This window comes from Variovorax rhizosphaerae, from assembly GCF_037889975.1.
GTDB classification, from domain to species: domain Bacteria; phylum Pseudomonadota; class Gammaproteobacteria; order Burkholderiales; family Burkholderiaceae_C; genus Variovorax; species Variovorax rhizosphaerae.
In genome coordinates, this window is record NZ_JBBKZT010000001.1 from 605179 (window position 1) to 625833 (window position 20655).

The following is a 20655-nucleotide window of genomic DNA, read 5'->3' on the forward strand; positions in this document are numbered from 1 at the left end:
GCACCATGTCCACGACCAAACCCGTCGCCGTCGTCGAATTGCTCGGCAAGGAACTGAACTCGCAGGGCGGCGTGTACTGCCCCAGCCCCAAGGCTGACATGCCGATCTGGAACAACCACCCGAAGGTCTATCTCGACGTGGCCCGCACCGGCGAAGCCAAGTGCCCGTATTGCGGCACGGTCTATCGTCTCAAGGCCGGCGAGTCCGCCGGCCACCGGCACTGATGACCACCCGTCGCACGCTGCTGCTCGGCGCCATGGCGGTGCCGGTGCTGAACGCGTGTGCCCCATTGCCGGCGACGCAGGCGACGCGGGCGACGCTGACCGAGCTGGAGTCCGATGTCGGCGGCCGTCTCGGCGTCATGGGCATCGACACCGGCACCGGCCGCCGCATCCAGCACCGGGCCGATGAGCGCTTTGCGTTCTGCAGCACCTTCAAGGTGCTGGCCGCGTCCGCCGTGCTGCGGCAGAGCGCGGCCGATCCGGGCTTGCTGCAACGCCGCGTGCGCTATGCGCGCTCGGACCTCGTCAACTACTCGCCCATCACCGAGAAGCATGTCAACGACGGCATGACGCTGGGCGAGCTGTGCGCCGCGGCGCTGCAGTACAGCGACAACACGGCGGGCAACGTGCTGACCCGCCAGGCGGGCGGGCTCGAAGCGGTGACGGCGTTCGCGCGGACCCTGGGCGACCAGACCTTCCGCATGGACCGCTGGGAGACGGCACTGAACACCGCCGTGCCCGGCGACCCGCGCGACACCTGCACGCCCGGCGACATGGCGCGCAACCTGCAGCGCCTGGCGCTCGACGACGCACTGCCTCAGGCGCAGCGCAACCAGCTCCAGGCCTGGATGCGCGACAACACCACCGGCGGCCAGCGCATCCGGGCCGCGTCGGGCAACTGGGTGGTGGCCGACAAGACCGGCTCCGGCGATTACGGCACCACGAACGACATCGGCGTGGTCTGGCCCGTCGCCCGTGCACCGCTGGTGCTGGCGATCTACTACACGCAGGACCGCAAGGACGCGACGATGCGCAACGAGGTGGTGGCCTCGGCGGCGCGCATCGCGATCCGGACGCTCACGGCCTGAACGCGGTGCTCAAAGGGCGTGCGTCGGACTGCCGTCCGCACTGACGAACACACCGGACAGCCGCGCTGGCAGCACCTCGCGCCACGGGCTGCCGCTCTCCCCGACCAGCCGCAAGTAGAGGAAGCAGATCCACGGCAGGCACAACCCGATCTGCGCATCGCGCAAGGCGGAGTTCAGGCTCGCGGCAATCAGCAGGGTCAGCATCGCGACGAAGCCCAGCCGCCCGGTCAGGTCGGCGCGGCGCCACGCGATCCACACGCCGGCCACCAGGATGAACAGCAGCGACAGCATCCCCGGGATGCCGCCTTGCGAGCCCATCCAGAGGTAGTCGTTGTGCGGCATGTTCTTGTAGTCGAGCACCTTCGGGCCGCGCTTCTTCCACTCGCTGGTCCAGGCGCCGATGCCCAGGCCGATGAGCGGCTTGTCCAGCATCATCTCGGTCGTCAGGCGGTACATGTAGTAGCGCGTGGTCATGCTGCCTTCGGACACCTCGCCCGCCTGCGCCTGTTCGACCTCTTGCAGGCCGAGTTCGAACTTGTCCTTCATGGACGCCGGCGCCTGCCAGACCAGCAGCCCCGCCACCACGAACACCGCCGTCAGTGCGCCCGCCAGGATGCGCGGATGGCTGCGCCACTGGTGGAAACAGGCGGCCACCACGCACACCAGCATCGCGACCAGCGAGGTGCGCGAAGGCAGCACCAGCGTCACGATCAGCGCCATCAGCACGGTGAAGACGAAGGCCGGGCCGGCCCAGTGCCAGCGCCGCGCATCGGCCAGGTGCGCCAGGCCCAGCACCGCGGTCGATGCGCCCAGCACGGTGAACAGGAGCGCATCGTTGATCGACTTGTTGCCCTGCAGCGAGACGACGGCGCGCCAGATCTGCACGTCGGGCAAGACGTGGGCTTGGTGCAGCACGATGAGCAGCAAGTTGATCATCGACACCAGCAGGAAGCCGCGCAGCGCCCACACCGCCTCCGCGCGCGTGAGCGCCAGCGCCAGCAGCATGGTGGAAGCGATGCGGATGCCGTGGAACAGGTTCTCCCCGGTCTCCGGATAGTGCTGCCCGATGGCCAGCACCACCAGCGTCCAGGCCAGGTAGATGACGATGGGCCACCACATCGGGCTGGCGCGCAGGCGCGCCCCTCGCTCGCGCAAGCCGCCGCCGGCGAGCATCGTGAGGAGGAGAAGAAAGGTGGCGCCGTAGTTCACGCCCACGGGCATGTAGACCACGAAACCCCAGAAGGCCGCCGTGTAGCGGACGAGGCGTGTCCTGAGCATGGGGCGAATTCTAGGACCCACCCCAGCAGCGCCTGCGGCGCCCGGGCGGCCGCCAGAGGCGGCTGCTCTTGCGGGCCGTCCAAGCATGCGCAGGCAGGCTTGGAGCCGCGGCCCTCAGCCCCTCAAGGAGGCGCACCCAGCGGCCCGGCAAAGCCGGTTCCGCGGGTGCCCACGAACAGGCATTCATCTCTGCTATCGCGGCAACGCGATCACGAAGCTGGCGCCGCCGCCCACGCGGGACTCGCATCGCACGCTGCCACCGTGTCGCTCGACGATCGACTTCACCAGCGCCAGCCCCAGCCCGACGCCGCCTTCGCGTTCGCTCGCGCCGGGCAGCCGGTAGAAGGGCTCGAAGATGCGCTCGCGCAACGCGGCCGGCACGCCCGGGCCGCGGTCGCCGACGCGCACTTCTGCGTTGCGCGCGTCGGTCTTGAGTTCGACGCTGATCTCGCCGGCACCATAGCGGCGTGCGTTCTCAAGCAGGTTGCGCACGGCGCGGCGCAGCAGGCGCGGCACGCCGGGCACGTTGAGACTGTTGCTGCTGGTGCCTTCGGCGAGGTCGAGTTCGGCACCCATGCGCGCGCACTCCTCGGCGGCCAGGCCGGTGAGGTCGACCGTCTCGATCGTGCCCATGTCGGCCTCGTGCGCGTCGAGGCGGCTGGCCAGCAGGATCTCGTCGATGAGCTGGTCGAGCTCGGCGATGTTGCGGGAGATCTCGGCGCGTGCGGCGGCGTGGGAGTCGGTGGCGCCGGGCTTGCGGGTCACGAACTGCGACGGGTCGCCCCGAGCCGCAAGAGCCCCCAGGGTGGGCGGCGAGGACGGGTCAGTGCCAAGCTCGGGGGCCGCATTTCCCATGAGTTCGAGCCCCATGCGGATGCGCGTCAGCGGCGAGCGCAGCTCGTGCGAGGCGTTGGCCAGCAATGACTTGTGCGAGCGCACCAGCGTCTCGACACGCGCCGCGGCCGCATTGAAGCGCTTTGACAGGTCCGCCACTTCATCCTGGCCTTGCTCCGGCACGCGCACGGAGAGGTCGCCTTCGCCCCAGCGCTGCACGCCGCGCTGCAAGGCCTCGAGCCGTTGCGTCAGGCGCCGCACGATCGGATAGACGCCCAGCGCCACCGCCAGGCCGACCACGACGATCATCCAGGTGAAGCCGAAGGGCGTGCGCCATGGCGGCGGCGGCGCACGGCCGGCCGGGCCGGGGTTCTGGTCGCGCGGCGGCATCTGCAGCGTGAGTGCGCGGCCGTCGCTCAGGGTGAGGTCGAATTCCAGGCCCTGGCCGCGCACGCGCGTGGCCTGGCCGGTGCCGATGATGCGGTCCTCGGCGTCGCGCACGATCACCGTGCGCGGCAAGGACGAAATGCGGTCGCGCTCGTTGTCGGCCGCCCAGCGCACCATCCAGCCGGCCGTGAGCGTGAGGATGACCACGCCCGCAACCACCGCCAGCCAGATGCGGACGTAGAGGTGGCGTGAGTACAGGTTGATCACGACGCGATGCAGGGTTGGCCGGAGACGCCGTGGTGCCGGGAGGGCGGCGCCATCTCAGTCCTGTTGCTTGGCGAAGACGTAGCCCACGCCGCGCACCGTCAGGATTCGCTTCGGATTCTTCGCATCGACCTCGATCGCCGCGCGGATGCGGCCCATGTGCACGTCGATGGAGCGGTCGAAGGCTTCCAGCTCGCGGCCGCGCACGGCTTCCATGATCTGGTCGCGTGTCAGCACGCGGCCGGCGCGCTCGGCCATCGCGGCCAGCAGGTCGAACTGGTAGGAGGTGAGGTCGGCCAGCGCGCCGCCGACGGTGACGGTGCGCGCGTCGCGGTCGATCTCCAGCGTGCCGAAGCGCATCAGCGTGGCGGCTGCACTGGCGGCGCCGGATTCGCTGCGGCGGCGCAGAACGGCGCGGATGCGGGCCAGCAGTTCGCGCGGCTCGAAGGGCTTGGGCAGGTAGTCGTCGGCGCCGATCTCCAGGCCGATGATGCGGTCCATCGGGTCGCCCTTGGCGGTGAGCATGAGTACTGCCACCTTCGACAGCGGGCCGGGCAGCGCCCGGATGCGGCGGCACACTTCGAGGCCGTCGATGTCGGGCAGCATCAGGTCGAGCACGACGAGGTCGGGCGCGTGTTGTTGCAGGAGTTCCAGGCCGGTGCTGCCGTCCAGTGCATGGTTGACGCCGAAGCCGGACTGGGTGAGGTATTCGCTCACCATCTGCGCCAGCCGCGCGTCGTCTTCGATCATCAGGAGTTGCGGATTGCTCATGGAAGGATCGTGGTGCAGGCCGGCCAAGCGGGCTTGAAGGCTGGGTAAAGTTGCGTAAACGGGCAAGAGGCGGGATGCGAGGCTAACCCATTGCCTGGGCGACGCAGAAGAGCATGCCGGGCCGCTTCGCTTCGTTTGATGGTGAGTGTGTTCTCTCGTCCAGCAGGCGGCCGAGCGCACCGGTGTCGAGGCCGGGATGGGCCCGGCCGGCGCGGTCAACGATCTCGCGGGCCAGCGCATCCAGCAGCGCCGCCGAGGCGCGCATGCGCTGGCGGAAGCCGTCGTCGTCGAGCTTGTCGTTGAGGCTGCGGTTGAGTTCGGCGAACCAGGGCAGCGCGGCCTGGTCGAGCATCACGGCCGGGTTGCGTTTTTCACTCACGGCCGACCAGGTGCGCAGGAAGGCCTGCATGGCGACGTTGAGGCGCTGGCAGTGCACCAGGTCCTCCTTGAGTTCACCCAGCAGGGCGAGGTGCGTGAGCTTCTCCTGGAAGAACATCTGCGACAGCACGCCCCAGTAGTAGGTGTAGTCCCAGATCACCTTGACCGGCAGCACCTCAGGGTCGCCGAACAGCGGGTACTGGTCCTGGTAGAGCGTGAGGGTGCTTTCGTAGAAGGAGTGGTAGATCTGGTCGTAGAGCTGCGCGCGTGCCTCCAGCCGCAGGCCGGCGCGGTCGCGCGCCACGAGGTCGGTGATGTAGGTATTGCCGAGCGCGATGAAGTCGCTGCCGGGGGAATAGAAGGGGTCGAGGAACAGGCCGGCCTCGCCGGTCAGGGCCCAGCGTTGCGCGGAGAACACCTGCTTGCAGCCGTACGAGAACTTGCGGAAGAACATGAAGTCCTGCAGCTTGTCGCGCTTGCCGTCCAACTCGTCGTAGAGGCGCGGCTGCCAGGTTCTGAACCAGTCCATCGCCTTGTCGAAGCTGTCCATCGTGTCGAGCGGATGCAGCTTGGGGTCGGCCACGATGCCGACCGAGTGCGAGCCGGAGGCCAGCGGGATCAGCCACACCCAGTAGCCGGCGCCGACCAGGTGGTTGGTCGACAGCCAGCGCGCCTGCGGATCGCAGCGGGCACGCCACGCGGGGTCGTCGCTCCAGTCGTCGATGACGATGCGCTCGCCGATGCGGAACCACACGGCGTTGGCGTCGTGTGCGTTGGGCCGCGCGAGGCCGAGCTTGCGCTTGAGCAGGCCGGCGCGGCCGCAGGCGTCGACCACCCAGCGTGTGTGCGCGATGTAGGTCACGCCGTCGACGGTCCAGCGTAGGCGGTGCGGCGCATCGAGAGTTTCGGCCAGGTCGACGGCGCGAACCACGGCCCCGTCGACGAAGCGCACACCACGGCGTGCGGCTTCCTCGGCCAGGTAGTTCTCGAAGATGCCGCGATCGATCTGGTAGCTGGGCACCGAGAGGAAGCGGCTGGCGCCGATCTCGGTGACCTGGTCGATGTCGCGGCGGCCCTCGCTGAAGAAGAAGCGGAAGCCGAACTTGCGCAGCTGCGCCTCCTGCATGTGGGGCTTGAGGCCGAGCACCGTGTCGAAGTAGTGCGCGCCGATCTCGACCGAGGATTCGCCGACCTTGTGCGCAGCCAGCGGCACAGGGTGGCTGCGCCGCTCCAGCACCAGCACGTCGATGTCCTCGAAGCGGCGCTTGAGCTGCAGCGCCAGCGTGAGGCCTGCCAGGCCGCCACCCATGATCACGACGTCGTGTGCGGGATTGGCGGTGCTGGTCATGGGGGCTCCGTCAGGCCAGAGGGTGGATCAGCAGGCGCAGCGACATCGTCGGCGCCAGGGGCAGTCGAAGTGGCGTGCCGCTGGCGCGCGCGAGTTCCTCGAACACCGGGAGTGCGTCGGCGATGGAGTCGGTGTGCACCTTGTTCGCGGCGCTCGAATGCAAGGCTGGCGTCTGCGAAGGGCCCGGCTCCAGCGCCCAGTCGAGCGAGGCCACCGTGCGCTCGGTCCGCACTGGGGACACGACGAAAGCCGCTGCCATGAGGCCGGCACTCGTGATCACTGATTTCAATGGGCCGACAGCCGGCACGTCGTAGCCGACCAGCAGGATGGCTTGCTGGTCCGCCGCGCATTGGGTTGCGGCTTCGAGCAAGCCGGCGGCAAAGCTGGTCTCGAAGGCACTCAGCGAGTTGCTGGAGGCCATGCAGCCGGTGCCGATGGTCCAGTAGCCCACGGCCGCGTTGTGCACCGAGTTGTGGAACTTGATCGGCGACAGCACCGATGGATCGGTGGCGAGCGTGCCGCACATGTAGTCGTTGATGCCGAGGTCGCCGTGCGCGGAGGCGAAGACGCAGGGCAGGTCCTTCGCGTTGCGGCCCGATGCGGTCACGGCCGCGCTGGCGACTTCGAGCGCGAGCGCGACGGTGTCGGGTGCGCGGCGGCGTTCGGCCGGTGCCAGGATCTGCGGGGAGGGGCGCTTGGCGGGCGGATCGGTCAGGCCACCCTCGTCGCGGAAGGCGGCGCAGGCGATGTCCCAGCCGGGCAGTTCGGGTGCCCAGAAGGCCGGGCCTTCGATGTAGAGCGTCGGCGGGCTGACATTGGGGATCGTGGTCTCGCTCACTGGGTACCTCCGCGCTGCGCGCTGCGGTGCGAGCGCCTTCGGAGCGGCCGGGCGGCGCTCACGCGGCCACTCCCTTGCCGAAGATCAGCGCGCAGTTGTTGCCGCCGAAGCCGAAGGAGTTGGAGAGCGCATAACGCACATCGCCGCGCTCCGGCTCGAGCTTGATCTGCGGACCGAAGCCCGTGCCCAGTTCCTTGCAGTTGGCAGTGCCGGGCTTGAGGCCGGTCTCGATGGCGAGCAGGCTGATGACCGCTTCCACGATGCCGGCGGCGCCGAGCGTGTGGCCGGTGAAGCCCTTGGTCGAGCTGGCATGGGTGCTTGCCGGAAAGCGGCGCGACACCAGGCCGCCCTCGACCTCGTCGTTCTTCATGCTGGCGGTGCCGTGCATGTTGATGTAGTCGATGGCGCTGGTCTCCAGGCCGGCGCGTGCCAGGGCGTCGTCGAGCGCGTGCTCGGCACCGAGGCCTTCGGGGTGCGGGGTCGACATGTGGTGTGCATCGCTCGATTCGCCATAGCCGCGGAGTTCCAGCGCGCCCGGTCCGCGTTCCAGCAGCGCGAAGCCCGCGCCTTCGCCCAGGCTGATCCCGTTGCGCGATGCGTCGAAGGGGCGGCAGGGCTGCGTCGACACGAGTTCCAGCGAGTTGAAGCCGAACAGCACGCTGCCGCAGAGGGTGTCCACACCGCCGACCACGGCCGCATCGACCAGGCCCAGCCGGATCATGCGTTCCGCCGAGGCGAACACCTTGGCGCTGGACGAGCAGGCGGTCGAGATGGTCTCGCACGGCCCTTCGAGCTGCAGCACCTGTTGCACGAACATCGCCAGCGAATGCGGCGTGTGCACGGCGGCACGGTTTTGTTCTGGCGTGAATTGGCGCTCAGGCGTCAGTTGCGTGTATGCGAGCTCGGTCTCGCCGATGCTCGAAGTCGAAGTGCCCAGGATCAATGCGATGCGCGCCGCGCCGTGTCGTTCGCGCGCCGCCGCCACTGCCTCCATGAACCCATCGGCATGCAGGCCGAGCCAGGCCAGCCGGTTGTTGCGGCAATCCCAGAACGCGAGCGACTCCGGCAGCCGGATGTCTTCGACGCCGTCGACGCGGCCGATCCATGTGGGCAAGGGATTGGGGCCGAAGTCGTTGGCGCGCAGGCCGCTGCGCTGTTGTTCGAGCGCCGCGAGCAGCGGCGCCTTGCCGACGCCGACCGCCGACGTGGCGGTGAAGGCGCTGATGTGAAGGGGTGGGATCCTGGAGGGCACGGTGGGAGAACGAAGAGAGGGAAATCCGGAGGGAAGCCAATCCAAAAGCCTACCAGTTCACCAAGGTTTCCAACGTGGGTGTTTTGCCATATCGAAGGCACGCGGCCCAATATCCGCTGGCATGGCGCGTCACGCGGCCGGTCGCTTTCGGCGCCCCAGCCGCACGGGCGTGGGTTACCTTTCGGGCAGCAAGTAATTCGGGTACTGGTCCGGCCGCAACACGGGCAGGTTGGCGATGCGCGGGATCGTCACCTCGGCCGCCTGCTGCAGGTGGTAGCGCAGCGCCTCGGCCGCGCGCTGCGGGTTCTGCTCCATCAACGGCGTCAGCACCGAGAGATGCTGCAGCATCGACTGGCCGATCTGCGCCGAATCGCTGTAGCGCTCGATCGTGTAGTGCGTGGCGATCAGCGGCATCTGGCTTTCCTGGATGACCTTGACCATCTGGGCGTTGGGGCAGAGGTGGATCAGGTCGACGTGCAGGTCGCGCTCGATCTGGTCGAAGCCCGCGGCGTCGAGCGCGGCCGGCGCCTGGATGGCGGCGACGAGCCGTTGCCAGCTTGCCTCGATGCGGGCCTTGTCCATGTGCGGCCAGGCCAGCAGCAGGGCCTCGGGTTCGAGCAGCGCGCGCAGGGTGTAGTGCTCCTGCGCCTTGGCCGGCGTCAGCGGCTCGACGTACCAGCGCGCATTGCGGTCGCGCGACACCACACCCACTTTCTCCAGCCGCGTGAGCAGGTCGTGCGCCACCGTGCGGCTGATGCCGAAGTGGCTGGCCAGCGCGGTCTGGTTGACCCAGAAGCGGCCGAAGGCCATGCAGGAGGCGATCGCCCTTTCGATATCGGGGTAGAGGCGGTCCGCGGTGGTCGATGAGTCGAGATGGTCTTCGTCGGCTGCGACCAGGCTGAGCCCGGCCTCGTGCAGGTCCATGCGCAGCGGCTGCGGCGCCGGGTCGTCGTGGCGCACCAGCAGGCCCCGGCCGGCATGCGGCACCAGCAGGCCTTCGTCCGCCAGCCGTTGCAGGGCGGCACGGGCCGGCGTGCGGCTGACCGAGAGCGCCTTGGCGATGTTGGCCTCGCCCAGCAGCAGGCCCTCGGGCAGGTGGCGCGCCTCGATGTGCCGGCGCAGCACGCGATAGACGGTGTCGGCGAGCAGCGGGGCGGACGGGGCTTCGGGCGGCGTCATGGGTGTTGGCGGTGGCGAGGGCCGCGCGGGGAAGGTGATGAATTTGTATTTTGCACTCTGAATTCAATATATACGCCGATTCCGTTCGCCAGAACAGAGGGTGAACACTGCAAACTTGCTCATTGTTGGAAACGCACATGGCGTGTAAAGTACGTTTTATCAACACCCTATCCCCAAGAAAGAACTTCGCTATGGCCAAGATCGTTTCCGTCGAGGTGCTCAAGGTCGACCTGAAGCCCAAGGTCGTCCGCACCGATGCCGTCCAGAGTTTCGAATGCCAGGAGACGCCGATGGTGCGCATCCGCGACGCGGACGGCGTGGTCGGCACCGGCTACAGCTACACCATCGGCACGGGCGGATCGTCGGTCATCAAGCTGCTGGATGACCACCTCGCGCCGATGCTCATCGGGCGCGACGCGGCGGATGTCGAGAAGCTCTGGCGCGACATGTTCTACCGCGTGCATGCGACCACCGTCGGCGCCATCACCTCAATCGCCATGGCCGCCGTCGACACCGCCCTGTGGGACCTGCGCGCCCGCAAGGCCAACCAGCCGCTGCACCAGGTGGCCGGCGGCGCCAAGCACAGCATCCCGCTGTACTACACCGAAGGCGGCTGGCTGCACCTGGAGCAGTCGCAACTGGTGGAGGAGGCGCTGCGCGCCAAGTCGTTGGGCTTCGGCGGCACCAAGCTGAAGGTCGGCAAGCCGCATGTCGGCGAGGACGTGCGCCGCATCGCCGCCGTGCGCGACGCGGTTGGCGGCGACTGGGACGTGATGACCGACGCCAACCAGGGCCTGAGCCTGGACGAGGCGATTCGCCGCGCTCGCTGCTTCGAACCCTTCGACATCGCCTGGTTCGAGGAGCCGATCCATGCCGACGACGTGCTCGCGCACCAGCGTCTCTGCGCCTCGACGACGGTGCCGATCGCGGTGGGCGAATCGATGTACAGCCTGTCGCAGTTCAAGGACTACCTGCAGAGCGGCGCCTGTTCCATCGTGCAGACCGACGTGGGCCGCATCGGCGGCATCACGCCGTGGCTCAAGGTGGCGCACATGGCCGAGGCCTTCAACGTGCCGGTGTGCCCGCACTTCCTGATGGAGATCCATGTGGCGCTGTGCTGCGCGGTGCCCAACAGCCGCTGGCTCGAATACATCCCGCAGCTGGACCTGGTGACGCACAGCGGCATGCGCGTGGAGAACGGCCAGGCGATTCCTTCGCATGAACCGGGGCTGGGGATCGAGTGGGACTGGGACAAGCTGGAGCATCACCTCGTGCATCGCCAACTGCACAGCTGACCACCCGGGACCACCAAGGAAACAAGACCATGACCACCACCATCCAGCAAGGAGCGGCGGCAGCAGCGGAAAGGGACGCACAGTCGATCTACCGCACCGTCGCCTGGCGCCTGATCCCGCTGCTGATCATCTGCTTCATCGTCGCCTACTACGACCGCGTCAACATCAGCTTTGCCAAGCTGCAGATGCAGCAGGACCTCAAGTTCAGCGACACCGTGTACGGCCTCGGGGCCAGCCTGTTCTTCGTGGGCTACATCCTGTTCGAGATCCCGAGCAACGTGATCCTGCACCGCATCGGCGCGCGCATCTGGATCGCGCGGATCATGGTCTCGTGGGGCATCGCATCGGCGCTGCTGATGTTCGTGCAGACGCCCACGCAGTTCTACATCGGCCGCTTTCTCATCGGCGCGATGGAAGCGGGCTTCCTCCCCGGCGTCGTTCTGTACTTCACCTACTGGTTCCCCGAGGCGCAACGCGCCCGCGCCAACGCCCTGTTCATGATCGCGATCTCGCTGGCCGGCGTCACCGGCGGTCCGATGGCGGGCTGGATCATGAAGCACTTCGCGGAGACGAACGGCTGGGCCGGGTGGCAGTGGCTGTTCCTCATCGAAGGCCTCATGGCGGTGGTGATGGGCGTGGTGGTGTATGCCTGCCTGCCGGACCGGCCGGCCACGGCCCGCTGGCTCAGCGAAAGCCAGAAGCGGCGGATCGCCTTCGACCTGGCGAGCGAGCAACGCAGCACCGAAAGCGGTCATTCCCTGCTCAGGTCCTTCGCCGATCCTCGTCTGTTGTACCTCGCGCTGGTCTACTTCCTGATCCTCGTGGGCTTTGGCGGCGTCACCTTCTGGATGCCGCAGCTCATCAAGAACACCGGCATTGCCGACGCGCAGACCATCGGCCTGCTGACCTCGATCCCGTGGCTGGTGGGCGGTGTGGGCATGGTGTTCATCGGCTTCAACTCGGATCGCACCGGCGAACGCAAGTGGCATCTGGCGCTGTGCGCCATCGCCAGCGGGTTGGGCTACATCGTGAGCGCGGCCAATGCGCAGAACCCGGCAGTGGCCATTGCGGCGCTGTCGGTGACCACGCTGGGCATCCTGGGCATCTTCCCGGTCTTCTGGACGGTGCCGTCGACCTTCCTGAGCGGCGTTGCGGCCGCGGGTGGCATTGCATTCGTCAATTCGATGGGCAACCTGGGCAGCGTGTTCAGCCCGACCTTCATCGGCTGGGTGAACGACTTGACGAAGAGCACTTTCCTCAGCGTCAACGTCATCGGCGGCTTGATGATCCTGGCCGGCCTGCTCATGGCGCTGCTGTGGGACATCCTGCTGCCTTCGGCGCGGAGGCGCGCATGAAGTTCCGGCACGAGGCCCTCGCCGCCTTTGCGCGCGAACTGCTGCAGCGCGCCGGCATGCCGCAGGACAAGTCGGAAGACGTCGCGCAGGTCCTGGTCGAAGGCGAACTGCTGGGCCGCAGCACGCATGGCTATGCCTTGCTGGCGCCTTACCTGCGCGAGATCCAGTCGGGTGGCATGCAGGTCGATGGCGCGCCGCGCGTGGTCAACGACTTCGGCGCCTGCCTGACCTGGGACGGCCGCAAGCTGCCCGGGCCGTGGCTGATGTTGCGGGCCGTCGATGAAGCGATGGCGCGGGCGGGGCAGTTCGGCATGGGTGCGGTGTCGATCCAGCGCAGCCACCATGCGGCATGCCTGGGCGCGTACCTGCGCCGCGCGACCGACCAGGGCCTGATGCTCTACATCGCACTGACCGACCCGGGCTTTTCCAGCGTGGCGCCCTTCGGCGGCATCACGCCCGTGCTGACGTCGAATCCGATCGCGTTCGGTGCGCCGGGCGGAGACAAGCCCGTGCACATCGACATCTCCACGTCGATGACGACCAACGGCATGGTCGCGCGCATGCAGTCGCAGGGACGCCACTTCGACCAGCCTTGGCTGCTCGACAACCAGGGCCACGCCTCCACCGATCCGGCTGTCGTCGGCGCCACGCCCCCCGGCACGGTGCTGCCGCTGGGCGGCCTGGACGCGGGGCACAAGGGCTACGGCATCGGCCTGATGGTCGAACTGCTGTCGGGCTGCCTGTCGGGTCATGGCCGGGCCGAACCGAAAGAGGGCTGGAGTGCGAGCGTCTTCGTGCTGGCGCTCGATCCGGCGGCCTTCGGCGGTACCGATGCCTACCTCAAGCAGGCCACCTGGCTGGCCGACGCCTGCCGCGCTTCCGCGCCGCGGCCCGGCGTGGCCAAGGTGAGCGTGCCCGGCGACGACAGCGAAGCACGCCGGCAACGCCAGCTGCGCGATGGCGTGCAGGTCGACCCGGGCGTCATGGCGGCGCTGAAACCGTGGTCCGAGCGTCTCTCGGTCCCGATGCCCACCTGAACGTACACATCTCCAGACTGGAAACAACATGGCAAGCCTCGACATCACAGCCGATTCCGCAGCGCGCCCGCGCCCGGCCCCGGCCAGCACCGACACCCTGCGCCGTGCGGTGGTGGCTTCGACGATCGGCACCGTCATCGAATGGTTCGACTACGCGCTCTACGGCGCGGCCGCGGGCCTCATCATCAACAAGCTGTTCTTTCCGCAGTTGTCGGCGACGGCCGCGATCCTGGCGTCCTTCGCCACCTTTGCCGTGGGCTTCTTCGCGCGGCCGGTCGGCGGCATCGTCATCGCGCATTTCGGCGACCGCTTCGGCCGCAAGCCGGCGTTGATCTTCACGATCGCGCTGATGGGCCTGTCCACCGTGGCGATGGGTATGCTGCCCACCTTTGCGCAGGCGGGCGTGATGGCGCCGGTTCTGCTGGTGTTCTTCCGGCTGGTGCAGGGCTTCGGCGCGGGTGCCGAATATGCGGGCGCCGTGACGCTCGTGGCCGAATACGCGCCGCCGCATCGCAAGGCCTTCTACACCGCCTTCATCCAGTCGGCGACGGTGCTCGGCATCCTGCTGGCGACGCTGTGCTTCCTGCTGGTCTCTTACCTCCCGGAAGAGGTGCTGTTCGGCTGGGCCTGGCGCATCCCGTTCCTGGTGTCGGCGCTGCTCTTCGTGGTCGCGCTCTACATCCGCAAGCGCCTGGACGAAACGCCCGAATACGTGGCGGCCATGGCGAAGCAGGGCGAGCAGCGCCGCAAGGAATCGGTGCCGATCCGCCAATTGCTGCGCGACAGCCCGAAGGAAGTCTTCTTCGGCTTCCTCAGCGTGACCGGCCACAACGCCAACGCCTACATCCTGAGCGCCTTCAGCCTCAGCTACATGACCAACACGCTGCACATGGCGCGCACCGACGCGCTGACGGCGGTGCTGGTCGCGACCTTCGTCGGCGTGGTGCTGACGCCCTTCCTCGGGATGCTGGCAGACCGCATCGGCCATGCGAAGGTCTACATGGGCGGCGCGGCCTTCGTGTTCCTGTTCGCGTTTCCACTGTTCGCGCTGTTCGACACGAAGAACGTGGTGCTCTGCTGCCTGGGCATGAGCCTCGGCTACGGCCTTGGATTCGGCGGCCTGGCGAGCGCGCAGGGCGCGTTCCTGGCCAACCTGTTTCCCACGCGCTATCGCTTCTCGGGCATTGCATTGAGCCGGGAGTTGAGCGGCCTGCTGATCGCAGGGCCGACGCCGTTCATCGCCTCGGCGCTGGTCGCCGCCGCCGATGGCGCGTCGACCTATGTGGCGGTCTACCTGATGGTGTGCTGCGCCGTCACGATCCTGGCCATCCTCGCGATCCAATCCCGCTCCTACGAGCGCGGCGCCGAATGACGATGGCAGCACCGGGCGCCGCAGCATGAACCCGTCGGCAACTGCAAGGAACTGGAAATGAGCATGGATTTCAACGGACAGGTGGTCGTCATCACTGCCGCCGCGCAGGGCATCGGACGCGCAACAGCCGAGGCATTCGACCGGCTCGGCGCCACCGTGTGGGCCACCGACATCAACGAGGCCGCGCTGGCGGAAGTGCAGGGCGGTGCGCAGATGCAGCGGCGCAGGCTCGACGCGCTCGACGATGCAGCCGTGGCGGCCTTCTTCCAGCAGGTGGGCCGTGTCGACGTGCTGTTCAATTGCGCGGGCGTGGTGCACGGCGGCACCATCCTCGAGGCGTCGGAGCGCGACATCGACTTTGCGTATGACCTCAACGTGAAGGCCATGGTCCGCACGATCAAGGCCGTGCTGCCCGGCATGCTGGAGCGGCGCAGCGGCAGCATTGTCAACATGGCCTCGGTTGCGTCGAGCGTGAAGGGCGTGCAGAACCGCTTTGCCTACAGCGTGACCAAGGCGGCGGTGATCGGCCTGACGAAATCGGTCGCGGCGGACTTCATTGCGCAGGGCATCCGCTGCAATGCGATATGCCCCGGCACGGTGGAGAGCCCCTCGCTGCAGCAACGGCTGAGCGCGGACGGCAACTACGAGGCGAACCGCGCGGCCTTCATCGCGCGCCAGCCGATCGGGCGCATCGGGCAGCCGGAGGAGATCGCGGACCTCGTCGTGTACCTCGCGGGGGCGACGTACACGACGGGACAGGCGCACGTCATCGACGGCGGCTGGACGCTCTGAAGGCGCGAATCTATCTACTGCGGCCACCGACCTCGGCGCCCTCGCTACGAAATCTTCGTGCCTTCAGGGCCGGCGCGTATTCAGCCGAATCCGGGAGAGGGACGCTCTGATCAATCGTTGCCGGCCGTCTTCCGCGCCCTGGAAGCCAGCGCCACCAGCACCAGCACCGGCACGCCCAGCAGTGCGGTGGCGGTGAAGAAGTTGATGTAGCCGAAGCGGTCGACGAACACGCCCGAATACCCCGCGATGAACTTGGGCAGCAGCAGCATCATCGAGCTGAACAGCGCGTACTGCGTCGCCGAGTAGTTGATGTTGGTCAGGCTGGAGAGGTACGCGATGAACGCGGCCGAGGCGATTCCGCCCGCGAGGTTGTCCGCCGACACCACGGCCACCAGCGCGCTCAGGTCATGTCCGCGCGTGGCCAGCCATGCGAACAGCAGGTTGCTGGCCGCGCTGAGCACGGCGCCCAGCATCAGCACCCGCATCACGCCGAAGCGCATCGACAGCACGCCGCCGACGAAAGCGCCGACCAGCGTCATGATCACGCCGAAGATCTTGCTGACCGTGGCCACCTCGTCCTTGGTGAAGCCCATGTCCACATAGAACGGATTGGCCATGATGCCCATCACTACATCGCTGATGCGGTAGACGGCGATCAGCGACAGGATCAGCGCGGCCTGCCACTTGTAGCGGCGGATGAAGTCGGCGAAGGGCTCGATGAGCACGCTTTGCAGCCACGCGACCGCACCCTTGGGCGCGGCCAGCGATCGTCGCTCCGGCTCGGGTGACAACAACACCGTCAGCACGCCCACCGACATCGATGCGGCCATCACCAGGTAGGCGGTGCGCCAGGCGGCGTTCTGGTAGCCGCCGGTGTCGCTGACCTCGGCCCATGCCGCCACCCACAACACCCCGGCACCGGCCCAGATCATCGCGAGGCGATAGCCGGTCTGATACGCCGCGGCGAGCGCCGCCTGCTTGCGCGTCGCGGCCGATTCGATGCGGAAGGCGTCCAGCGCGATGTCCTGCGTGGCCGAGCCGAAGGCCGCGAGCAGCGCGCACCAGACCAATGGATGCAGGCCATCGCGTGGATCATTGAGCGCCATGCCGACCAAGCCGGCGACCACCAGCCCCTGCGCGAACAGCAGCCAGCCGCGGCGCCGGCCGAGCAGCGTGGTCAGCGGCGGCAACGGCAGCCGGTCGACCAGCGGCGCCCACACCCACTTGAAGGCATAGGCCAGCCCGACCCAGCTCAGGAAGCCGATGGTGGCGCGGTCCACGCCCGCCTCGCGCAGCCGGAAGCTCAGCGTGCCGAGCACCAGCAACAGCGGCAGCCCGGCGGAGAAGCCCAGCGCGAGCATGCGCAGCGTGGCCGGTTCGAGGTAGACCTTGAGGGTGTCGCGCCAGGGGAGCTTGCGGTCTTCCGAATCCCCCTGCGGAGAATCAAGCCGGGAGGGCGAAGCCGCATCGACTGCAGCGCCCCCAGCGCCGGGCGCGGACCGGCCCGCCCCCCGAGGGGAATCAAGTCGAGTTGGCGAAGCCACATCGGCTTGAGAAGCGGGAAGGGTTTGGTCGGCGGAAGGTGGGGACATGTAGGACAAGCAGGGCTTGCTGCTTATTATTCCCCCATGTGTTCACGCTGCCATTTCAATCCCGCCGGCCCATTGTTCGCGCGCCGCGCCTTCCTGCTTGCGGCCGGTGCTTCGGTCGCGGGCCCTGCGCTGGCGCAGGTCGACGTCGGCCAGTCTTCGATGGCCCGCAATCTCGTCTCCGCGGACCAGATCGAGCAGGCCGGTACGCAGCAGTACAGCCAGCTGATGGCGCAGGCCAAGGCCAAGGGCGCGCTGGCCGGTGACGGCAACCCACAACTGCAACGCCTGCGCACCATCGCGGCGCGGCTCATTCCATTCGTCGGGCAGTGGAATCCGCGCGCCAGGGAGTGGAAGTGGGAGGTCAACCTGATCGGCAGCAAGCAGATCAACGCCTTCTGCATGCCGGGCGGGAAGATCGCCTTCTTCACCGGCATCATCGACCAGCTGAAGCTGACCGACGACGAGATCGCCATGGTGATGGGCCACGAGATGGCGCATGCCCTGCGCGAGCATGCGCGGGCGCGGATGGCCAAGAACGCCGGCACCGGCGCGGCGCTGTCGATCGGCGCGCAACTGCTGGGCCTGGGCCAGATGGGCGACCTGGCAGCGCGCGGCGCGACGCAACTCATCACGCTCAAGTTCAGCCGCAACGACGAGACCGATGCGGACCTGGTCGGGCTGGAGATTGCGGCGCGCGCGGGCTACGACCCGAAGGCCTCGGTCACGCTGTGGAAGAAGATGGCCGAAGCCAGCAAGTCCTCGGGCGGGCTGGGCTTCCTGTCGACGCACCCGAGCGGCACCGATCGCATCAAGATCCTCGAAGCCAACGTGCCGAAGGTGGAAGGGCTTTACCGGGCGGCGAAGCGCTGAACATCAGTAGCGCGGCGGCGGGTCGGGAACATAGCTCGCCTGCGGGGTCTGCGGGAACGGCCGCGGGGGCCGCGCGATGCGATCGTCAGGCTGCGGGATCACGCCCATGCGGATCAGGTTGGCGCGACTGTCGTAGCGCACGGCGAGCACCTCTACGGGCGTGCTGCTTGCGCGCACGAAGCGGGTGTGCGTGACGATCGATTCCTCCCGCTGGCCGTGGCCGGTGCCGAGCTTCTGTTCTTCCAGCGGTGCGCGCTCGCGGCGGGCCAGCGCGGAGGGCGACGCGGCGTCATTGGCGGCGCCGGAGCCCGACGGTTGGGATGCCGCACTCGCCGGTGCTTCGGCGCGTGCCGTGGACGCGGCCTCGCTCGCGGCGGCGCTGTCCTTCTGCATCGGCGAGGGGACCATCGGTGGCCTGGGCATCGGCCGCGGCTCGGGCCGTCGTTCGCTGAACACCGCAAAGCCGATCACCCCCAGGTCGAGCGGGCGCCCGGTGCGTGACGCATATGAGTCGCCGGGCGCGGTGAATTCGAAGGCCGCGACTTCGCGGTCGCTCTTGCGCCAGCCCGCGATCTGGCCCGAGGCATGCGCGCCGAGCACATAGCCGTCCTGGTCCCATCCGGCGGTCTTGCCATTCAGCACGTTGATGCCGTCCACCGACATCACGACCAAGATGCGCTCACTGCGCAGGTTGCGCAGCGTGACGCCGTAGCGCGCGCCGGGGCGGCCGGCCACGTAGCGCTGCCCGTCGGCGGCGGTGTAGACGGGCAGGGTCTCGCCGCTGTCACGGTCCTGTACCTCGACGCGCAGCCAGTTCGAATCCAGTTGCGTTCGCGACCAGGTCGGCGTCGCGCAGGCCACCAGGAGGCCGGCGGCCGGCAGGCCCAGCAGCAGGCGGCGGTTCAACAGGCCGGCCACGCGGGGCGGCAGGGCGACGACAGGATGGGACATGAAGGGCTCCTCGCAAGCCGGTCGACATTGACCGTGGGAGCTTGTACGGACGAAGATGCCGAACAGGGTCAGGCGAAGGTCGACTTTGGACGGAGTCGTGGATATCGCCGTCAAACCAGCTGTTTCAGTTATATGCAACTGACAATTCCGTCGTTCGCCAATAGCGTGCGGATCCGCAGAATGCGCCAATGCTTTCCCCCGTACGCACCGAAGACTTCGCCGACGATCCGCAGGAGCGCCATCCCTTGGGCACCGAGTTGCGCGACCTGGCGCTGAGCATCCTGGTCGTCACGGCCGCCGCGCTGATTGCGGGCTTCCTGTCGGGCATCGCGTAAGAAAACCCGGTACCCGCGCCCCCGGCACGCGGCGCACTGCCGCCGTAGACTTTCGCGCATGACAACCACCGCTTCCATTCCCGCGCAGGACTTCGAAGTCCTCCGCTTCGACGCGCCCGTCGGCGCCGAGATCATCGGGCTCGACATCTCGAAGCCCATCAACGAAACCGACTTCGCACGCATCCACCGCGCACACCTCGACCATCACGTCGTCGTCTTCCGCGCCCAGGACGTGTCGCCCGAGGCGCACATCGACTTCAGCCGCCGCTTCGGCCCGCTGGAGATCCACGTGCTGCACCAGTACCACCTGAAGGGGCACCCGGAGATCCTCATCGTCTCCAACATCAAGGAGAACGGCGAGCCCATCGGCTTGGGCGACGCGGGTGCGTATTGGCATTCCGACATCTCGTACAAGGACAAGCCCAGCCTCGGCTCATTGCTGCACGCGCAGGAACTGCCGAGCGAAGGCGGCGACACGCTCTTTGCCGATCAGCACCTGGCCTGGGAAGCGCTGAGCCCGGAGACGCAGCAGCACCTGTTGCCGCTGAAGGCCGAGCACAGCTACCTGGCGAAGTACGAGGAACTGCGTTCGAAGAACCCGTGGCGGCCCAAGTTGTCGCAGGAGCAGATCGACAAGGTCGCACCCGCCATCCAGCCGGTGGTGCGCACGCATCCCGAGACGGGCTGCAAGGCGCTGTTCGTCAGCGAGCATTTCACGACCGGCATCGTCGGCCTGCCGAAGGATGAGAGCGATGCGCTGCTGGCCGAACTGTTCGCGCACAGCGTGAAGCCGGAGTTCGTCTACCGCCACCAATGGAAGCCGCACGACCTCGTGTTCTGGGACAACCGCTCGCTGATGCACCTCGCGGCCGGCACGCCGGATGAACTGCGGCGCAAGCTGTATCGCACGACGATCCAGGGCGACTTGCCGTTCTAGCGCTGGGTCTGCTGTCGACGCGCAGCACACGTTTGACTGGCGCACAGCCCCTGTTCTCAATCAAGCAAGCATTCGCGATTCCAATACCAGAAGAGCGCGAAGAACGGCTGCTGCGCCGCTGGGCGTGGATTGCGGTTGCCGTCACAGCGATTGGCGGCGCAATGCTCTTTCGCAGCGGTATGTTTGGCTGAATCTCCGCGCCCCACGCAAACCGAATCTGCATAGCCGAATTCCTTCTTTGGCTTTGCAGTCGCACCTTCGCAGAATCCCTCAACGCGCGGGCCGCCGGCCCGCTTTCGGTGGAAGTCACGATGACACAGCTTTCAGAGATTTCGCCCGTAGCCCGGGCTCGCCGGGTGATCGCCGTCACGGCATCGGCCTGGCATGTGGCGCCGCGCGCGCCGCGTCGTTCATTGTCGATCCGCTTGCTGAAGCGCCTGCGGTTCAACGCCCCTTCGAACTCACAGTCGCACGCCTTGCTGGCGCATTCGTGGTGAAAG

Annotated in this window: 19 protein-coding genes; 10 read left to right on the forward strand and 9 right to left on the reverse strand. The window is 67.8% G+C overall.

The features are described from left to right. Positions 1-5: 5 nt before the first annotated feature. A complete protein-coding gene (locus tag WKW82_RS02680) occupies positions 6-224 on the forward strand; it encodes a zinc-finger domain-containing protein (RefSeq protein ID WP_340340697.1) in 219 nt (72 codons plus the stop codon). After that, positions 224-1090, forward strand: coding sequence for a class A beta-lactamase (bla, locus tag WKW82_RS02685; protein WP_340340698.1), 867 nt, complete (start codon positions 224-226; stop codon positions 1088-1090). Before WKW82_RS02680 ends, bla begins: the two co-directional genes overlap by 1 nt. A gap of 9 nt (positions 1091-1099) precedes the next feature. Here the strand turns inward: bla and WKW82_RS02690 are convergent, their stop codons facing one another. The 7 genes from WKW82_RS02690 to WKW82_RS02720 all read right to left on the reverse strand — a co-directional run bounded on the left by WKW82_RS02690 (position 1100) and on the right by WKW82_RS02720 (position 9619). Further along, on the reverse strand, positions 1100-2368 hold the full coding sequence (locus tag WKW82_RS02690; RefSeq protein ID WP_340340699.1) for an O-antigen ligase family protein: 1269 nt from the start codon (positions 2366-2368) through the stop codon (positions 1100-1102). A gap of 192 nt (positions 2369-2560) precedes the next feature. Beyond that, a complete protein-coding gene (locus tag WKW82_RS02695; protein ID WP_340340700.1) occupies positions 2561-3856 on the reverse strand; it encodes a sensor histidine kinase in 1296 nt (431 codons plus the stop codon). Between the two features lie 54 nt (positions 3857-3910). Further along, on the reverse strand, positions 3911-4624 hold the full coding sequence (locus WKW82_RS02700; RefSeq protein WP_340340701.1) for a response regulator: 714 nt from the start codon (positions 4622-4624) through the stop codon (positions 3911-3913). Between the two features lie 82 nt (positions 4625-4706). Next, positions 4707-6350: an NAD(P)/FAD-dependent oxidoreductase gene (locus WKW82_RS02705; protein WP_340340702.1), complete on the reverse strand. Its 1644-nt coding sequence runs from the start codon at positions 6348-6350 to the stop codon at positions 4707-4709. A 10-nt stretch (positions 6351-6360) separates the two neighbouring features. Continuing rightward, on the reverse strand, positions 6361-7188 hold the full coding sequence (locus WKW82_RS02710; protein WP_340340703.1) for a beta-ketoacyl synthase chain length factor: 828 nt from the start codon (positions 7186-7188) through the stop codon (positions 6361-6363). A 58-nt stretch (positions 7189-7246) separates the two neighbouring features. After that, positions 7247-8440: a beta-ketoacyl-[acyl-carrier-protein] synthase family protein gene (locus tag WKW82_RS02715; protein WP_340340704.1), complete on the reverse strand. Its 1194-nt coding sequence runs from the start codon at positions 8438-8440 to the stop codon at positions 7247-7249. A gap of 174 nt (positions 8441-8614) precedes the next feature. Further along, entirely contained in the window at positions 8615-9619 is a 1005-nt protein-coding gene (locus WKW82_RS02720) for a GntR family transcriptional regulator (RefSeq protein WP_340340705.1), read from the reverse strand. A 191-nt stretch (positions 9620-9810) separates the two neighbouring features. On the opposite strand from WKW82_RS02720, the gene WKW82_RS02725 reads away from it, so the two are divergent. The 5 genes from WKW82_RS02725 to WKW82_RS02745 are packed head-to-tail and all read left to right on the forward strand — an operon-like array spanning position 9811 to position 15470. Continuing rightward, complete coding sequence (locus WKW82_RS02725) at positions 9811-10914, forward strand: mandelate racemase/muconate lactonizing enzyme family protein (RefSeq protein WP_340340706.1); 1104 nt, start codon at positions 9811-9813, stop codon at positions 10912-10914. A 29-nt stretch (positions 10915-10943) separates the two neighbouring features. Next, the gene (locus WKW82_RS02730) at positions 10944-12269 is read left to right on the forward strand and encodes an MFS transporter (protein WP_340340707.1); all 1326 of its coding nucleotides are present in this window, start codon (positions 10944-10946) and stop codon (positions 12267-12269) included. Next, positions 12266-13306 carry an Ldh family oxidoreductase gene (locus tag WKW82_RS02735; protein ID WP_340340708.1) on the forward strand — a complete coding sequence of 347 codons (1041 nt, stop codon included), beginning with the start codon at positions 12266-12268 and terminating at the stop codon, positions 13304-13306. The genes WKW82_RS02730 and WKW82_RS02735 overlap by 4 nt, the downstream gene beginning before the upstream one ends. 28 nt (positions 13307-13334) lie before the next feature. Further along, on the forward strand, positions 13335-14678 hold the full coding sequence (locus WKW82_RS02740) for an MFS transporter (RefSeq protein WP_340340709.1): 1344 nt from the start codon (positions 13335-13337) through the stop codon (positions 14676-14678). A gap of 57 nt (positions 14679-14735) precedes the next feature. Further along, entirely contained in the window at positions 14736-15470 is a 735-nt protein-coding gene (locus WKW82_RS02745) for an SDR family oxidoreductase (RefSeq protein ID WP_340340710.1), read from the forward strand. A 110-nt stretch (positions 15471-15580) separates the two neighbouring features. On the opposite strand, the gene WKW82_RS02750 is transcribed toward WKW82_RS02745, so the two are convergent. Further along, complete coding sequence (locus WKW82_RS02750; protein ID WP_422823400.1) at positions 15581-17014, reverse strand: AmpG family muropeptide MFS transporter; 1434 nt, start codon at positions 17012-17014, stop codon at positions 15581-15583. A gap of 84 nt (positions 17015-17098) precedes the next feature. Here WKW82_RS02750 and WKW82_RS02755 point away from each other — a divergent pair, with 84 nt between their 5' ends. Continuing rightward, a complete protein-coding gene (locus tag WKW82_RS02755; RefSeq protein ID WP_340340711.1) occupies positions 17099-17932 on the forward strand; it encodes a M48 family metallopeptidase in 834 nt (277 codons plus the stop codon). A gap of 3 nt (positions 17933-17935) precedes the next feature. On the opposite strand, the gene WKW82_RS02760 is transcribed toward WKW82_RS02755, so the two are convergent. Next, entirely contained in the window at positions 17936-18883 is a 948-nt protein-coding gene (locus WKW82_RS02760; RefSeq protein WP_340340712.1) for a hypothetical protein, read from the reverse strand. A gap of 188 nt (positions 18884-19071) precedes the next feature. Here WKW82_RS02760 and WKW82_RS02765 point away from each other — a divergent pair, with 188 nt between their 5' ends. Together WKW82_RS02765 and WKW82_RS02770 are read left to right on the forward strand one after the other, a co-directional pair. Further along, a complete protein-coding gene (locus WKW82_RS02765) occupies positions 19072-19218 on the forward strand; it encodes a hypothetical protein (RefSeq protein ID WP_340340713.1) in 147 nt (48 codons plus the stop codon). A gap of 58 nt (positions 19219-19276) precedes the next feature. Then, positions 19277-20155, forward strand: a complete 879-nt coding sequence (locus tag WKW82_RS02770) for a TauD/TfdA dioxygenase family protein (protein WP_340340714.1) — start codon at positions 19277-19279, stop codon at positions 20153-20155. Positions 20156-20655: the final 500 nt, after the last annotated feature.

What these genes read in the sequence shown, in the direction of transcription:
- WKW82_RS02725 (WP_340340706.1), top strand. Translation starts at nt 9,811, where the DNA reads ATGGCCAAGATCGTTTCCGTCGAGGTGCTCAAGGTCGACCTGAAGCCC.
- WKW82_RS02755 (WP_340340711.1), top strand. Translation starts at nt 17,099, where the DNA reads ATGTGTTCACGCTGCCATTTCAATCCCGCCGGCCCATTGTTCGCGCGC.
- WKW82_RS02770 (WP_340340714.1), top strand. Translation starts at nt 19,277, where the DNA reads ATGACAACCACCGCTTCCATTCCCGCGCAGGACTTCGAAGTCCTCCGC.
- WKW82_RS02760 (WP_340340712.1), bottom strand. Translation starts at nt 18,883, where the DNA reads ATGTCCCATCCTGTCGTCGCCCTGCCGCCCCGCGTGGCCGGCCTGTTG.
- bla (WP_340340698.1), top strand. Translation starts at nt 224, where the DNA reads ATGACCACCCGTCGCACGCTGCTGCTCGGCGCCATGGCGGTGCCGGTG.
- WKW82_RS02720 (WP_340340705.1), bottom strand. Translation starts at nt 9,619, where the DNA reads ATGACGCCGCCCGAAGCCCCGTCCGCCCCGCTGCTCGCCGACACCGTC.
- WKW82_RS02735 (WP_340340708.1), top strand. Translation starts at nt 12,266, where the DNA reads ATGAAGTTCCGGCACGAGGCCCTCGCCGCCTTTGCGCGCGAACTGCTG.
- WKW82_RS02740 (WP_340340709.1), top strand. Translation starts at nt 13,335, where the DNA reads ATGGCAAGCCTCGACATCACAGCCGATTCCGCAGCGCGCCCGCGCCCG.
- WKW82_RS02690 (WP_340340699.1), bottom strand. Translation starts at nt 2,368, where the DNA reads ATGCTCAGGACACGCCTCGTCCGCTACACGGCGGCCTTCTGGGGTTTC.
- WKW82_RS02700 (WP_340340701.1), bottom strand. Translation starts at nt 4,624, where the DNA reads ATGAGCAATCCGCAACTCCTGATGATCGAAGACGACGCGCGGCTGGCG.
- WKW82_RS02680 (WP_340340697.1), top strand. Translation starts at nt 6, where the DNA reads ATGTCCACGACCAAACCCGTCGCCGTCGTCGAATTGCTCGGCAAGGAA.
- WKW82_RS02765 (WP_340340713.1), top strand. Translation starts at nt 19,072, where the DNA reads ATGCTTTCCCCCGTACGCACCGAAGACTTCGCCGACGATCCGCAGGAG.
- WKW82_RS02745 (WP_340340710.1), top strand. Translation starts at nt 14,736, where the DNA reads ATGAGCATGGATTTCAACGGACAGGTGGTCGTCATCACTGCCGCCGCG.
- WKW82_RS02705 (WP_340340702.1), bottom strand. Translation starts at nt 6,350, where the DNA reads ATGACCAGCACCGCCAATCCCGCACACGACGTCGTGATCATGGGTGGC.
- WKW82_RS02730 (WP_340340707.1), top strand. Translation starts at nt 10,944, where the DNA reads ATGACCACCACCATCCAGCAAGGAGCGGCGGCAGCAGCGGAAAGGGAC.